This window comes from Rhizobium indicum (genome assembly GCF_005862305.2).
Lineage (GTDB): Bacteria > Pseudomonadota > Alphaproteobacteria > Rhizobiales > Rhizobiaceae > Rhizobium > Rhizobium indicum.
The window spans coordinates 93,691-107,605 of record NZ_CP054023.1; the positions used below are offsets into that span (position 1 = coordinate 93,691).

At 59.7% G+C, this 13,915-nt stretch carries 15 protein-coding genes; 8 read left to right on the forward strand and 7 right to left on the reverse strand.

Annotated elements, in window-relative coordinates; all coding sequences use genetic code 11:
- The first annotated feature begins 18 nt into the window (after positions 1 to 18).
- The 6 genes from FFM53_RS30185 to FFM53_RS30210 all read left to right on the forward strand — a co-directional run bounded on the left by FFM53_RS30185 (position 19) and on the right by FFM53_RS30210 (position 4,725).
- Positions 19 to 672 carry a glutathione S-transferase gene (locus FFM53_RS30185; RefSeq protein WP_138389640.1) on the forward strand — a complete coding sequence of 218 codons (654 nt, stop codon included), beginning with the start codon at positions 19 to 21 and terminating at the stop codon, positions 670 to 672.
- A gap of 115 nt (positions 673 to 787) precedes the next feature.
- Complete coding sequence (locus FFM53_RS30190; RefSeq protein WP_138389639.1) at positions 788 to 1,609, forward strand: bifunctional allantoicase/(S)-ureidoglycine aminohydrolase; 822 nt, start codon at positions 788 to 790, stop codon at positions 1,607 to 1,609.
- 19 nt (positions 1,610 to 1,628) lie between these two features.
- A complete protein-coding gene (locus FFM53_RS30195) occupies positions 1,629 to 2,162 on the forward strand; it encodes a GNAT family N-acetyltransferase (RefSeq protein ID WP_138389638.1) in 534 nt (177 codons plus the stop codon).
- Positions 2,163 to 2,455: 293 nt separating this feature from the next.
- Positions 2,456 to 3,268: a DUF1206 domain-containing protein gene (locus FFM53_RS30200; protein WP_138389637.1), complete on the forward strand. Its 813-nt coding sequence runs from the start codon at positions 2,456 to 2,458 to the stop codon at positions 3,266 to 3,268.
- Positions 3,269 to 3,381: 113 nt separating this feature from the next.
- A complete protein-coding gene (locus FFM53_RS30205) occupies positions 3,382 to 4,308 on the forward strand; it encodes a TIGR02587 family membrane protein (protein WP_138389636.1) in 927 nt (308 codons plus the stop codon).
- A gap of 6 nt (positions 4,309 to 4,314) precedes the next feature.
- Complete coding sequence (locus FFM53_RS30210) at positions 4,315 to 4,725, forward strand: TIGR02588 family protein (protein ID WP_138389635.1); 411 nt, start codon at positions 4,315 to 4,317, stop codon at positions 4,723 to 4,725.
- Between the two features lie 377 nt (positions 4,726 to 5,102).
- Here FFM53_RS30210 and FFM53_RS30215 read toward each other — a convergent pair whose 3' ends face one another.
- The 4 genes from FFM53_RS30215 to mug form a co-directional block, all read right to left on the reverse strand.
- Positions 5,103 to 5,321 carry a hypothetical protein gene (locus FFM53_RS30215; protein ID WP_003553121.1) on the reverse strand — a complete coding sequence of 73 codons (219 nt, stop codon included), beginning with the start codon at positions 5,319 to 5,321 and terminating at the stop codon, positions 5,103 to 5,105.
- A gap of 60 nt (positions 5,322 to 5,381) precedes the next feature.
- On the reverse strand, positions 5,382 to 6,227 hold the full coding sequence (locus FFM53_RS30220) for a pirin family protein (protein ID WP_138389634.1): 846 nt from the start codon (positions 6,225 to 6,227) through the stop codon (positions 5,382 to 5,384).
- 103 nt (positions 6,228 to 6,330) lie between these two features.
- The gene (locus tag FFM53_RS30225) at positions 6,331 to 8,088 is read right to left on the reverse strand and encodes an MOSC and FAD-binding oxidoreductase domain-containing protein (protein ID WP_138389633.1); all 1,758 of its coding nucleotides are present in this window, start codon (positions 8,086 to 8,088) and stop codon (positions 6,331 to 6,333) included.
- Between the two features lie 52 nt (positions 8,089 to 8,140).
- Positions 8,141 to 8,647 (reverse strand): G/U mismatch-specific DNA glycosylase, encoded by a 507-nt coding sequence (mug, locus tag FFM53_RS30230; protein ID WP_173883704.1) that lies wholly within the window; start codon positions 8,645 to 8,647, stop codon positions 8,141 to 8,143.
- Between the two features lie 199 nt (positions 8,648 to 8,846).
- Here mug and FFM53_RS30235 point away from each other — a divergent pair, with 199 nt between their 5' ends.
- Positions 8,847 to 9,329: a DMT family transporter gene (locus FFM53_RS30235; protein WP_138389632.1), complete on the forward strand. Its 483-nt coding sequence runs from the start codon at positions 8,847 to 8,849 to the stop codon at positions 9,327 to 9,329.
- Entirely contained in the window at positions 9,326 to 9,766 is a 441-nt protein-coding gene (locus tag FFM53_RS30240; RefSeq protein WP_138389631.1) for a DMT family transporter, read from the forward strand. Before FFM53_RS30235 ends, FFM53_RS30240 begins: the two co-directional genes overlap by 4 nt.
- Before the next feature lie 135 nt (positions 9,767 to 9,901).
- Here the strand turns inward: FFM53_RS30240 and FFM53_RS30245 are convergent, their stop codons facing one another.
- From FFM53_RS30245 to FFM53_RS30255, 3 genes are all read right to left on the reverse strand, one after another.
- Positions 9,902 to 11,350, reverse strand: coding sequence for a M20 family metallopeptidase (locus tag FFM53_RS30245; RefSeq protein WP_138331416.1), 1,449 nt, complete (start codon positions 11,348 to 11,350; stop codon positions 9,902 to 9,904).
- A gap of 135 nt (positions 11,351 to 11,485) precedes the next feature.
- Positions 11,486 to 13,030 (reverse strand): ABC transporter substrate-binding protein, encoded by a 1,545-nt coding sequence (locus FFM53_RS30250; protein WP_138331417.1) that lies wholly within the window; start codon positions 13,028 to 13,030, stop codon positions 11,486 to 11,488.
- A gap of 24 nt (positions 13,031 to 13,054) precedes the next feature.
- On the reverse strand, positions 13,055 to 13,915 hold the full coding sequence (locus FFM53_RS30255; RefSeq protein WP_138331418.1) for a serine hydrolase: 861 nt from the start codon (positions 13,913 to 13,915) through the stop codon (positions 13,055 to 13,057).

A 13,915-nucleotide genomic window follows, 5' to 3' on the forward strand; every position in this document is an offset into this window, starting at 1 on the left:
GACAAGGATACGAGCCCGATGTCGCAAGCTGCACTGACGATTTCCTCGAAGAACTACTCCTCATGGTCTCTGCGCGGCTGGCTGCTGTGCCGGATGGCGGGGCTGAACTTCGCCGAAGTCCTTGTGGAACTGGATGACGAGGCGCGCCAGGAACTGCTTCTGCTTTCACCGTCGGTCCTAGTGCCGAGGCTGACCCATAACGACGTGACGGTGTGGGACACGCTGGCGATTGCCGAATATCTCCATGAGGTCGTGCCGGATGCCGGGCTTTGGCCCACTGAGCGCGCAGCGCGCGCCCGCTGCCGGTCGGTCTCGGGCGAGATGCATTCGGGTTTCCATAACCTGCGCTCGGCATTGCCGATGAACCTCAAGGCGCGGCATGCGAGCTTCAAGATATTTTCGGGCGCGCGGCCCGATGTCGAGCGTGTCAGGGCGATCTGGACCGAATGCCTCGAGGCAAGCGGCGGGCCCTGGCTGTTCGGCACCACGCCGACCGTGGCCGATGCGATGTACGCGCCGGTCTGCACCCGCTTCCGCACCTATGCGGTGGAGCTGGAGCCGCGGCTTGCAGCCTATGTCGAGACGGTGTTGTCCTGGCCGCTGATGGGCGAGTGGACCGAAGGCGCGATGGTCGAGCCGGACGAGATCGTCGAGTTGGAAGTCGAGTTCTGAAGGGAACGCGGCGGTGCGGCTCCGCATCGATTTTCACGCGACGAATTAAGAGTTGCCTGGACGATGAGCGGCGCATAAATCAGATGCAGTGCCACATGCCGCGAAATCTGGACCGATGAACAACAACGACTATTATTCCAAACTCGGCGGACTGCCGCCGCAGACCGAGCTGCTTTCCAGCAAGGCCGTCTTCACCACGGCCTACGCGGTCATCCCGCGCAGCGTCATGACTGACATCGTCACCAGCGTCCTTCCGCATTGGACGGGAACGCGGGCTTGGGTTCTCTCCCGGCCGCTCTCCGGTTTCTCCGAGACCTTCTCGCAATATGTGATGGAGGTTCAGCCCGGCGGTGGAAGCGATCGGCCGGAGCCCGATAAACGGGCTGAAGCGGTCCTGTTCGTCGTCGACGGCGAGGTGACGGTGGAACTCGATGGCGTCAGCCACGCGCTTCGCACCGGCTCCTTCGCTTATCTTCCGGCGGGTTCGGTCTGGCGCCTGAAAAACGGCGGCTCGACTGCGGCAAAATTCCATTGGATTCGAAAGGCCTTTCAGGAGGTCGAGGGGTTGGAGCTGCCGCCGGCGATCTTCACCCATGAGGACGAACACCCCATCTTGGCAATGCCCGATACCGATGGGCGCTGGGGGACGACCCGGTTCATCGATCCCGCCGATGTCCGCTACGACATGCACGTGAATATCGTGACGCTGGAGCCGGGTGCGACGATCCCCTTCATGGAAACCCATGTCATGGAGCATGGTCTCTACGTGTTGGAGGGCAAGGCGGTCTATCGGCTGAACCAGGATTGGGTCGAGGTCGAGGCCGGCGACTTCATGTGGCTGCGCTCCTTCTGCCCGCAGGCATGTTACGCCGGCGGCCCCGGCCGGTTCCGCTATCTGCTCTACAAGGATGTCAACCGTCACATGACGCTCTGGTAGGAGCTATCGCAGAGGGACGATGAGGCTCGAAAGCGAACGTCTGATTTTGAGACCCTGGCGACCGCAAGATCGCAAGCCCTTCGCTGCGATCAATGCCGAGCCCGACGTTGTCAGATATCTCAATCCTCTGACCGACGAACAGTCGAATGCGATGCTGGACCGTATCGACCGGCACTTCGAGGACCATGGCTGGGGATTCTGGGCGTTGGAAGAGAAGGCAAGCGGCCAGTTGATCGGCATGTGCGGCCTCGCCAAGGTTTCACCTACTTTGCCATTTGCCCCGGCAGTCGAAATCGGTTGGCGGCTTTCAGCGTCTCGGCACGGCGCCGGCTATGCGCGCGAGGCCGCGGAACGGTCTCTCGACTTTGCATTCGACGAGCTGAAGCTTGACCGCATCGTCAGCTTCACGGTGCCCGCAAACAGCAATTCCTGGGGTTTGATGAGACGACTGGGGATGAACCGGATCGGTGAGTTCGATCATCCCAATCTGGCCGAAGGGCATCCGTTGCGCCATCACGTGCTCTATGAACTGCGATCATCAAACGGTATTTGAAAGGCGGATCTCAGGGAGGTCCCAGCTGAGTTCCTCAAACAACCAAGAGTGCGCGCGCATAGCTTTACCAATCTATGATTGTGAAAGTGGCGTAATCTATCTTATGGAACTGAAATATATTTAGCCGCGTTTCGCGCTGCTCGCAATCTCGTTTCATTGGAACCCCTGTTGGCTTCCGACAATCAAAATCGCAATAAAAGTTCGAGGAGTTCGCCTCGTTGAAGAGATTCACCGCGAGAAGTCGGAACTGTTTTGCTGGGCGCTCGTTAAAAAACGCGGCGGGGGAACCAGAGATGACCAAGTCGAAATTAGAATGGCTTGCGCGGGCTGGATATAGCGCCCGAGGCATTGTGTTTTTGCTCGTTGCTGCGCTGGCAGTTTTTTCGAGCTTCGGCGGCGGAAAGGCCGATACCAAATTAGCGCTCGACGCTGTCTTGGAACAGCCATTGGGCCGGGTGTGGCTGGGCTTGATAGGGCTCGGGCTACTCGGCTTTGTAGCATGGCGGCTTGCCCAGTCCATCGCAAACGCAGACAACCATGACCACAGTGTGAAAAGCTACCTGATCCGTGCCGCCCTCCTCGGGAGCGCCGTGACCTACATGGGGTTGGCGATATACGCCTTTCAGGACGCCCTTGGTTTTGGATCCGGTGGCGACGGCGGAGAAAAGGGCTTGGCAGCCTGGGCCATGTCGCAACCGTTTGGTCGATTCCTAGCTGGTGCGATTGGTCTCGGCTTTGTCGTTGGCGGTGCTGTTACCGCGCTGAAAGGTATCACACGGCGATTTGAGCGATATCTGACGCTCGGTCAAAGTCGACCTCTGTTATTGGTTTGCGTCTATGGGCTGGTTTCCCGCGGGGTCGTTTTCGTGATCGTCGGCGTCTTCTTTTGCTATGCGGCCTTCACCGTCGATCCGGGCCAGGCAGGGAGCATAAGTGATGCCTTGACCTTCGTGAGGCAGCTTCCTTTCGGAGCTGTTCTCTACCTCGTCGTGGCTATCGGCTTGGCTGCGTTCGGAATCTATAATTTGGTCGAGGCACGATATCGAACCGTGTCGACACCAAAACTCTCGCAGGTACGGTCGGAACTGCCACTATCTCACAACTGAGAAGCATTCGAGAAGAGTCATGTCAACCTTGATGTCCATGACGGCTTTGACTTCGGCGGCGCTGGTGCTCATGCGTCCAACCCGTACTTCTGCAGCGAGCGCGTGCGCTTTGAATGCCGCCGCCTCGGTTTACGGGTGGTGGGAGTTTTTCATTTAGGGGGAGATCAAACTTGAGTGTCGCGATCACGCGTGAGGATTTCGATAGAAGCAAATGTTTTGCAGGGATCGCACGCGGTATTGCGGGAGCATTGCTTTTCGCGCTGCCCATGTTCATGACCATGGAAATGTGGGAGCTCGGCTTCTACATGGACCGCAGCCGCCTGTTTCTCTTGCTGATCGTCAATATTCCCCTTCTCGTCATTCTCTCGGACCGGATCGGATTTGAGCGGACGTCGACCTGGCGACAAGCGATCCGTGACGCAAGCATTGCCTACGGCCTTGGGGTTCTGGGCAGCGCACTGATCCTCTTCGCCATGGGGGTTCTGAAATACGACCAATCTCTGCACGAGATTATCGGAATGATCGCCATCCAAGCCATACCTGCGAGCATTGGCGCGATGCTAGGTCGGAGCCAGCTCGGCGGACAATCGGACGATGGTGACGATGCCAAGGAAGGCGATAGTGATGACCCAGTCCACGAACGGGAAACGAGCTATGCCGGTGAACTATTCCTGATGGCGGTCGGCGCCCTGTTCCTCAACCTCAACGTCGCGCCCACCGAGGAAATGATCTTGCTCTCGTACAAGATGACGCCGTGGCATGCCCTGCTCATGATCGCCGCGTCGCTGGCGGTCATGCATGGGTTCGTTTACGCCCTTTCTTTCAAGGGGAGCCACGATCTCGCCGAGGGTATGCCAAGCTGGCACGCTTTCGTTCGCTTCACCCTGCCGGGCTACGTAATTGCCGGTCTGATCAGTGCCTATTGCCTCTGGACGTTCCATAGAACCGATGACATCGGGTCTACCCAAATCCTTATGGCCGTTGTCGTTCTGGGCTTTCCCGGTGCCATTGGCGCGGCAGCAGCTCGCCTGATCCTGTGAGGTACCATGACAAGAATCTTCAACGACAAAAATGTGGAAGCAGGCGAACCGCATTGGATTGAATGGGCCACGGGCGTCGTCTCGGCCGTAATTGTCCTTGGCGTGATTGCTTGGATTGGCAAGGATGCATTGGTGGACCGTGATTCTTCGCCGAATCTGGTCGGGGTCGTGCTGCAAACCGAAAAACGCGGCGGTGGCTTTCAGGTCCTCTTCGAAATCCGAAACGATTCAAGCGCGACCGCGTCGCAGGTAACCGTCCAGGGCGAGATACGAGAACAAGGTTCGGTGCTTGAAAACGTCGAGACCGTCTTGGACTATGTCCCAGGACATTCGAAAGCCAGAGGTGGGCTGATATTCCAGCAAGACCCCGCCGGGAAGACATTGACGGTCAGAGCGTCCTCATTTGATGAGCCATAGTCGAGATGCTACGTTTCGACGTCCGTCTCGCCGCCGGTGCGGATTTTTCCGTGGTGGGGAGGCTATCCGCCCGGACAGCATGCAGACATACTGACTTCAGCTCCGTCTGAGGAGCAACTTTTGACCATTGCCGAACTCTCGATCCCGGGCAGCGACCCTATCGAGGGCGCCGGTGGATACTTGGTTCGCGCATGGCGCAGAGTTTGATCGAGCTTCCCTGCAAGATGGGATGCCTGGTCAAACTGAAAATGCGAGGGCGCGCTCCACGCCGCTAGTCAGGCAGCCGCCGTGCTAGTCAGCACGCCGCGCGACACCGGTCAGTAACTGACAGTCGGCATTCCGACAGGAGACGTCGATTATTCTCGGAGTTTTATTGGTCAGGCCGTTCGTCCAAGGGTGGAAAGTGCGTCCTGAAGTCTGAGCGTCGCCAGTGCCTTGGTTGCCTCGTCCGAAGACCATCCCGCTTCCAGCGCCGCAGACAGGACCAGCGATTCCGTTTGAAGCTCGAGCTTCTCATAAAGCGGTTCGATGGCTTCGCGGGCTGTTACAACATGCTGGTCCGGTGGGGTAATGGGTGTGGCGGCAACCGTAGGCATGAAATGCTCCTCCTATTGAACGCTAAGGTTCGAAACCCGTTAAGGGCATCCTTGTTCCATTCATTTTGCCCTTTTGGCCTTCGAGCGGCGATGCGAAAGATGACGACGCCACATATCGCGCAATTTCCTCCACCTCAGAAACGCGCGAACGATGATTGCTGGCGGAATCTTCTTGTGGTCGCCAACAGTCCCCTGCCTGGTGAGTGGTGCGTTCGGGTCGAGCAGAAACGCCACCAACGTGCTTGCACTCTGCGCCTCTACTTCGAGCTTGTCATCCGATAAATGCAGCCCCTGCTCGCCTTCGGCGAACGTCTCCTTATTGACGACTACGGAACCGCTGAAGACATAGAAATAGAGGTCTCGGCCTCGTTTCTGCGGGAATTCCACCCGTACGCCCGCGTCTAGCCGTATGTCGAAGACGTCGATCGCACTGCGGACATAGAACGGCGCGCCCTCCCCTTCCGGCCCGACCAGGTGTCGCCAGACGTTTGCCGCGGCAGCCGGCATCGGTCCGTACTGGATCTTTGGCTCGAGATCGACCGCATGAGGGCGGATAAGGATCTGCAGCATCCGCAGAGGCGGATCGGATGCCTGCGTCTCTTCGGAATGCCAGAAGCTGACCCCGGCATTCATCACCATCAGATGATCGCGGTCGATCACCAGTCGGCCAGCCGCCCTGTCGTCGTGACGCATGACACCCTCGGGCACCCAGGAAATGATCTCGTCGTTCCGGTGCTCATGCATGGCGACCTGGTGGCCGGGATCGAGGATCGATTCAACGACCATGGCGAGAGGGCCGTGGCCGTGATCGGTCGGCTTCGGCTTCAACCAGCCCGGCATGTTGACATGCGCGACGAAGCCTCCCGCACCCCGCACCACGAATGTTCGTTCGCCCTTGATCAGCATCGCATCCTCCATGCTTGCAAGGCAGTGACGGCACCGGGCCATTACCGCGCCGCGCGTCGCGATCGATCGATCGAGAATCACGGTCGACGCGTTCGTCCAGGAATTACAAATCAATCACGATGTCGCCCTCAGGCTTCGCGCAGCAGATCAGCACATTGCCATCCGCCGGAGCATCGACCGGGTCCGGCCGGTAACCGACGCTTCCCTCGACAAGTCCGGTCTCGCAAGTGTGACAGACGCCGGTTCGGCACGACCACCGTACCGGCACGTCGCAGGCCTCGGCCAGTTCGAGCAAGCTCTGGAATGTCGCCTCCCAGCGCACATTAAGACCGGTGCGGGCAAACGACACCAGCGGCCCTGAGTCTGGAAGCCCTGCCGGCAAATGTGGTGGCCGGCGCGGCGAAGCAGCTATGCCAGGTGTGATCGACGGACCGGCGCCGAACATCTCGGTGTGGATGCGATCCGGCCCGATGCCCAAGGCTGCAAGGCCGACGGTCAGATCGCTCATGAAGGTCGACGGTCCGCAGACATAGACGTCGCAATCGCGCGGCAGGTTGAGCGACTTGAGCGCCTGCGCATCCAGATGGCCGCGAGCGTCGAAATCTATATCAGGCCGATCCGCGGGGTCGGGAGTGCTGTAGCAAATATGGCTTTGGTGGTGAGGAAGCCTCTTAAGCAGCCCGCGCGCCTCCTCGGCAAACGGATGTTCGCGGCTGTTGCGGGTTCCGTATAGCCACCAGACTTCCCGGGACGATGCTTCGGCCGCCAAAACATGAAGCATCGCCAGCACCGGCGTCACCCCGATCCCGGCACTTATCAGAACAACCGGCGTATCTCCCGGCCGCAATGTGAAACTGCCGCGTGCGGCACTTGCCTGCACGATGTCGCCGACCTGCAGCTCGTCGTCGATGTAACCGCTGGCAGCGCCATGGGCTTCCCGCTTGACGCTGACGCGGTAGCGGGTGGCGCTGGGCTCGCCTGATAGCGAATAGCTGCGCATCAGCGCAGGCGCAGAAGCTGGCCCGAGCCGCAGCACCACGAACTGCCCGGGGAGTGCTGCGGCAACAGCTTGGCCATCCGCCGGCTCGAGTACGAGGGAAACCACGCTGCCGCTTTCGCGCACTTTGCGCGACACACGCAGCGGGCGGAACCCGCGCCATGCCGGTGGGCCGGACGCGGCTGTCAGCCCGGCATTTCCTGTCGGCGCGCCCTCCTTCCGCTCCTGCTTGAGCAGCGCCTCGAAAGAATGACGCCAGCCTGGACTCAGCGCCGGGATACACAGCGCGCGTTCCAACTGATCGCGGGGGTGGCCCGGCATATAAAGCAGCGCGTTGATCTCGAAAACGCTCATGCCCTCGGGCCCCGAGGCCACTTTCGTGATCTCGTCGCCGGCCTGCACTTCCCCTTCCTCCAACACACGGAAATAGAAACCAGGCCGACCGTGTTTGACCACCAGCGCGGCCATCTCCGGCTCGTCCATGCGTATGCCGAGCCGGTAGCAGGTGACGCGCGGTTGCGTCACTTCGAACAAAGCGCCGCCGATCCGGTAACGGTCTCCAATGCATACCTCTGCGTCCGGCAATCCATCGACGGTGAAATTCTCGCCGAACTGCCCGTAGACGAAGTCGTCTCGGCGCAATTGCTCCTGCCAGTACCGATAGGAATCGATTTGATAGACAAAGACTGCGCGGCGTTCGCCGCCGTGGCCAGCCAGGTCGCCTTGTCCATCACCGTCCACGTTCAGGCGCCGCACCATACGCGGGCCGTCGACCGACGTCTTCCAAATGCCTGTGTTAACGATCTTGCCTTGCCAGGTGATGTCGCGCGGCAAGCCCACATTGACCGAAAGCAAGTGTACCATGACATTTCTCCCGAATGACGATCACCGCAATCTCGAGATCGACGGAGGATGGCTACAGCGTCAATCTCAGCTCGAGATAGTGTTCGGTCAATGTCGTCAAGGTGAAGGCTCTGTTGAGGCCGCTCGGATTTGGCAAGAGCCAGACGCCTGCGCCGGCAAATTCCTCGGGCTGCCGACCCCATTCAACATCGGCTCGAAGACTGATCGCCGCGTATGCAGCCTTTCCAAGAAAGGCCAGATTGGCTGGCGCAAACTTTCGTATCTTGTTTTCCAGGACGGGCGCGGCGCTGAGGTAATCCTGCCTCTTGAGTTCGCTTGCGCTTTTCGTGGGACGTGAAACCGCGGATGTCAGACCACAGCCATTTTCCAGCAGCTCGCGCTCTTCATCCGCTCGCAGCAGCCGCGGTGTAAATCCAGCCAGATGCAAGACCCGCCAAAAGCGGTTGCTCGGGTTCGAGAAATTATGCCCGTCGCGAACGGCGGACAGAGCCGGATTCAATCCGCAGAAAACCACGGAAAGGCCAGGAGCGAGGATTTCCGACAATCCGGCTTTCGGCATCGTGGAGGAGTCTGGCCTATCGAAGTCCGCGGACATGGCATCTCTTGCATTATGGGACATCGCTCGAATTAAGCCTGTCAAATACACCAACCGTGCAACAGACACACGGTGCTAATCATCTTGCCGAAAATGCCGATGAATGGCCTTAGTGGCAATTTGAAAAATATCGGGCGCAATCGATTCTTTGACAGGATCTGCAATGACCACCGAAGCACGTAATTCGCATCCCATCTACTTCGTCGGAGCTTTTGCCACGGGCGGGCTGCTGACATTCATGGTGCACCTCAACGGGGAGTTGGCCCGTTATGGCAATCCCCTGTTCTCATCTTGGACCGCTCACGGCACAGGCATAATTGCTGCCGTCATTCTTCTCCTAATGGTCCACCGCCGGCGCACGCCGAGGGTAGAAAAAGCCCCCAATGCGCCTTGGTGGGCTTACTTCGGTGGGATATCCGGTGCGGCAACGGTCATTCTGACCTCGACTGCGGTCAACTCACCGCTCGGGCTCTCCGGCACCTTGGCTTTGGGTTTGGCGGGCCAGGTCGCCTTCAGCGTCGCGGCCGACAGCTGGGGATTGTTCGGTCTGCCAAAGCGGCGTCCGGATAGACGAGACATCGCTGCACTCGGCTTGGTCGTCACGGGGGCTGCACTCATCATCCTGTTTGGGCGAGGTGCGGCGTGACGGTGTTCATTCTCCTCGCGTGCCTGGGCGGTGTGCTCGTCGGCCTCAGTCGTCAGCTCAATGGACGGTTGAGCATATCGACGACGCCGCTGATTGCATCCTTCTGGAATCATGCCATAGGCTTTGCTGCCCTCACCTGCCTTGGTCTCTTTGTCGGAGGTCTGCTTCCTGCGGGTGCTGCCGAGGCGCCTTGGTATGCCTATCTGGGTGGTCCGATCGGCGTCATCTTCGTGGCGGCGGGCAGTTGGGTCATTGCTCGAATAGGTGCGGTCAATTCGGCTCTGCTGATCATCGGTGGCCAGATGGTGACAGGGGTAGCGTTTGATTATATCAGCGCCGTTCCAGCGTCATTTTGGGCAAACGCGACCGGAATTGTTCTCATCGTCGGCGGAATGATGGTCAGCCGGGGACGACGCAAAGTCGGCGGTTCGCAATAGCCATGCGGATGGTTTTCGACGCCATGGCCGACCGGGCAATTTCATCGACCGATCGCCAGCCAAGGGACGGATGGACGGCGGGGAACGCCCCCCGCCCCGCAGCATCTTTTTAGGCGCGGCGTTCTCAGGGCAGGGTTACCGGCTGTGAACCGATGCAGCCATCACATCGTCGGGTATCGGGCACACATAGGCTTTGCCGCTGGTCTTTTCCCGCCACTCGGCCGTCGCGGCTGCCAGGAGGTCGGATGACGACATCAATGCGAGCCCCGTTGTCGCAAGCGTCTTGGCCGCATGCGCCATGGCTTTGTGCGCGGCCGGGCTTTTTCCTTGCGCGACGACTTGCCATGTATGGGGATTGGTGCCGATCGCCCAGGCTGGCGCCCAGCATTGCGCGGTCGGCGTCACCCAGCTGACATCTCCGACATCGGTCGATCCGGCCCGGAAATGCGATTGTCCCTCGAAATCGCGCAGACCGGTATGCAGGGGCGTCGATCCATCGACCTTGGCGTTGGAGAACACATCGCCCTTGATCTGATAGAGGCGGATGCTGCTCCTGATCGCTTCCTCAGTGAAGGTATCCTGGATTTTCCTGGCAAAGGCGATGTCGGTCTCGTCGAAGGCTATCGGCCCGAGCGCGACCATGTTCTCGTGCATCGCCGTTTCAAGCGTGATGTTGGGAAGAAGGTTCGTCGAGGCGGTGTCGAACACGATCTCGACCGCGGTTTCGGTCATCATCGCAGCACCTCGTGCGACTTTCTCGACGCGCCCGGCAAGCGCAAGCGCCTGCGGCATGTCAGGCGCCCTGATCAGATAGAGAACTTCGGCGCTCGCCTGCACGACATTGGCGGCCCTGCCGCCGGTGTCGGTGATCGCATAGTGAACGCGACAATCCTGCGGCATGTGTTCGCGCAGGAAATTGACGCCGACATTCATCAGTTCGACCGCATCGAGCGCCGAACGGCCGAGATGGGCGCTGTTGGCCGCATGTGCCGCGACACCCCTGAAACGATAGTAATATTCGAGAACGGCAAGATTGTTCGTCGAACGAACACCGTTGAACGGAGCCGGATGCCAGGTCAGGGCGGCATCGACGTCATCGAATGCGCCGGCGCGAACCATGAAGGTCTTGCCGGAACCGCCCTCCTCTCCGGGGCAGCCGTAATAGCGCACCGTCCCGGGCAGGTTGTTCTCCTTGAGGTGGCGGGCAAGCGCAACCGCCGCCATTAGCGATCCGACACCAAGCAGATTGTGCCCGCAGCCGTGACCGGTTGCGCCCGCCGCCTCGGGAAGAGGCTCGGCGACGTCGGCGGTCTGGCTCATTCCGGCCAGGGCATCGAATTCGCCGAGAAAAGCAATCACCGGCTTGCCGCTGCCGGATTCGCCGATGAAGGCCGTTTCCATGTCTGCGACGCCGCGGCGCACGGCAAAACCGTTTTCCTCGAGTGTCCTTGCCAGCAATTGCGACGAGCGCCGCTCCTCGAATTTCAGCTCCGCGAAATCCCAGATACTGTCGCTGAGGGCGATATAATCCGGTTTCATCTTTTCGACCGTCGCGGCAATGGAGCTGATCGCGTCAAGATTCATGGCATTTCCTCGCTGTCTGTCCTGCCGCCACAGGGACGTGTTGCACCGGACCCGGCAGGACTGCCTGCCGGATCTCCTGTTGACTGTCGAAACGGGATGGCGGCGCCCGAACCATCCGGGCGCGGCAGTTCAGGCTCAATTGTCGAGCGAAACTTCCCAAAGACGGGCATTCGATTGCCAGACGGGCTGGCCCTTCAGCTTCTTGGTCGCGCCCCAGACATCGACCATGTCATAGAGGAAGATGCCCGGCATTTCCTTGAGCATCAGCGTGTGAAACTCGTCGAAGAGCGCCTGACGCTTCGTCTGGTCGGCCTCCGCATAGGCGGCCTTCATCAACTCGACAGCCTTCGGGTCATCCCACATCAATGACGCATTCTTGTCCTTGTTGCCGACATAGAAGCCGTACATCAGCGCCGGATCGAGCCGCGGCGCGACCGATTGCGAGATGATCTGGTAGTTGCCGGACCGGCGGCGATCGACCTGCGTCGCATAGTCGAGCACCTCGATCTGCACATTGAGACCTGCCTGCTGCATCATGGCCTGCGCCATCACCGCGGCCGGGAAGCTTGGCACGTTGCTGCGCTTGTTGGCGATGATGGTAATCGGCTCGCCCTTATAGCCGGCCGTCGCAAGCTCTTTCTTTGCGGCCTCGATGTCGTAGGGCAGACGCTCCTTCTGGACATCGTCGAAATAGAGCGAGTCTTGCGAAACCATCGAACCGTTGGCTGCGCCGGTGCCATTGGAGGCGGCCTCGACGAGTTGGTCGAGATCGAGTGCCATCGCCATGGCGCGGCGCACGCCGGGATTGCTCAGAACCTTGTCGCGCGTCTGGATGTAAAAGAGGTTTTTGCCGTTGTTGCGAGCCACGATCAGCTGCATCGTGTCGCTCGTCTTGAATTCGGGAATGAGATCCGGCGAAATCTCCGCGGTATCGAGCACGCCGGACTGAAGGCCGGCCTTTACGGTCGAAGCATCGGGAATGACCATGAACTTGATGCCGTCGACGAGAGGGCGTTTGGAGCCGACCATGCCGTCGGGCTTGCCGTCGTTCTGGGGCGAGACATAATCGTCGAACTTGGCGAGATGGATATACTCGCCCTTCTTCCATTCATCCCATTTGAAGGGACCGGTGCCGATCGGCTTGACGAAGCTTCCGTCCGCGCCGACCGATTCCGGGGAGATCATCCCGGTGTAACCGCATTCGGGGCGAGACATCAGGCCAAGGAAAACTGCCGATGGCTTTTCCAGCGTGATGGTGACGGTCGAAGTATCGACTGCCTTGACCCCCGTAACATGCACGGTGCCGCTGCCGTCGAAGTCAGGAAGGCAGGTCCATTTCGTTTCGGGCTTGAGATAGCGGTTCCAGTTCCACACGACGTCATCGGCGGTCAATTTCTTGCCGTTGTGGAATTTGACGTCATCACGCAGTTTGAAGCTGTAGCTCAGCCCATCCGCCGAGACTTCGAAGCTCTTTGCCAGCAGTGGCTTAACCTCGCCGTTGTTGGCATAGCCGACGAGCCCCTCGACGATATGCAGGATGACTCCATCGGTATTGCCGTCGCGATTGACGCCCGGATTGTTGCTGCGCAGATCGGAACTTTGAGCCACGACGATGTCGCGGGCGTCGACCACGCCGGTCATCGCCATCAACATGGTGCCTGCAAGAAGAAGCTTGTGCATTGTTCTACCCTCTTTTTATGATCTTTAGGATTGGAATTCATCCCAGCAGGCGCGTGAAAGCCTGCCGATGGTTTCAAGCGCGACCGTGTAGCCGGGGGTGCCGTCCTGCATTTCCTGCGGCACGTCGTCGGTATAGACGGCGATGATGTAGAAGGGGGAACCGTCGCGATAGACGATACCGGCATTCATGCGGCCGCGCTTTCCCGTGCCGCCCTTGTGGGCGACGAGCACCCCGAATGGCAGCCGGGAAGGAATGGCATAACGCAGGATCTGGTTCTTCAGGGTTTGAAGCGCATAGGCGCTGAGCGCCTGTGAGCAGCCGAGCCGGTCCGCGGCTTCCCGCGAATCCTGCGCATCCAGGATGGTCTGCAGCAGATAGACCTGATCCCGCGCCGTCGTCGTGGTGACGGCCTTCAATGAATGATCGGGCGACAGCGCCAAGGGAGGGATGAGGAAGCGATGGTTGGTGCCCGTCATGCCGATCGACTTGCAATAGCTGTCGACCTCTTCGAGCGTCAGCCTTTCGAACACCATCTTGGTGCAGACATTGTCGCTCAGCACCATCATGCCGGTGATGGCATCACGCAGCGATATGACGATACCGGGCGTCAGATAGCGGAACATCCCGCTCGCCACTTCCTCGGCGAAACGCTTTTCGTAGGTGATCCGTTCGTCCAGGTCCAGGCGGCCTTCATGGGCGGCCTTCAAGGCAGCCATCATGATCGAGGTCTTTCGGGTGCTGGCGGAAGGGGTTTCCTCGTCCGCGCCCCTGCCGATCGTTTCGCCGCTGCCAAGCGCACGCACCATGAAGCGGGTCACGAAAGGCTGGGCATCGCAGATCGCGTTCAATCGCTCCGCAAGCTTTCCGGATTCAATCATCGTCAT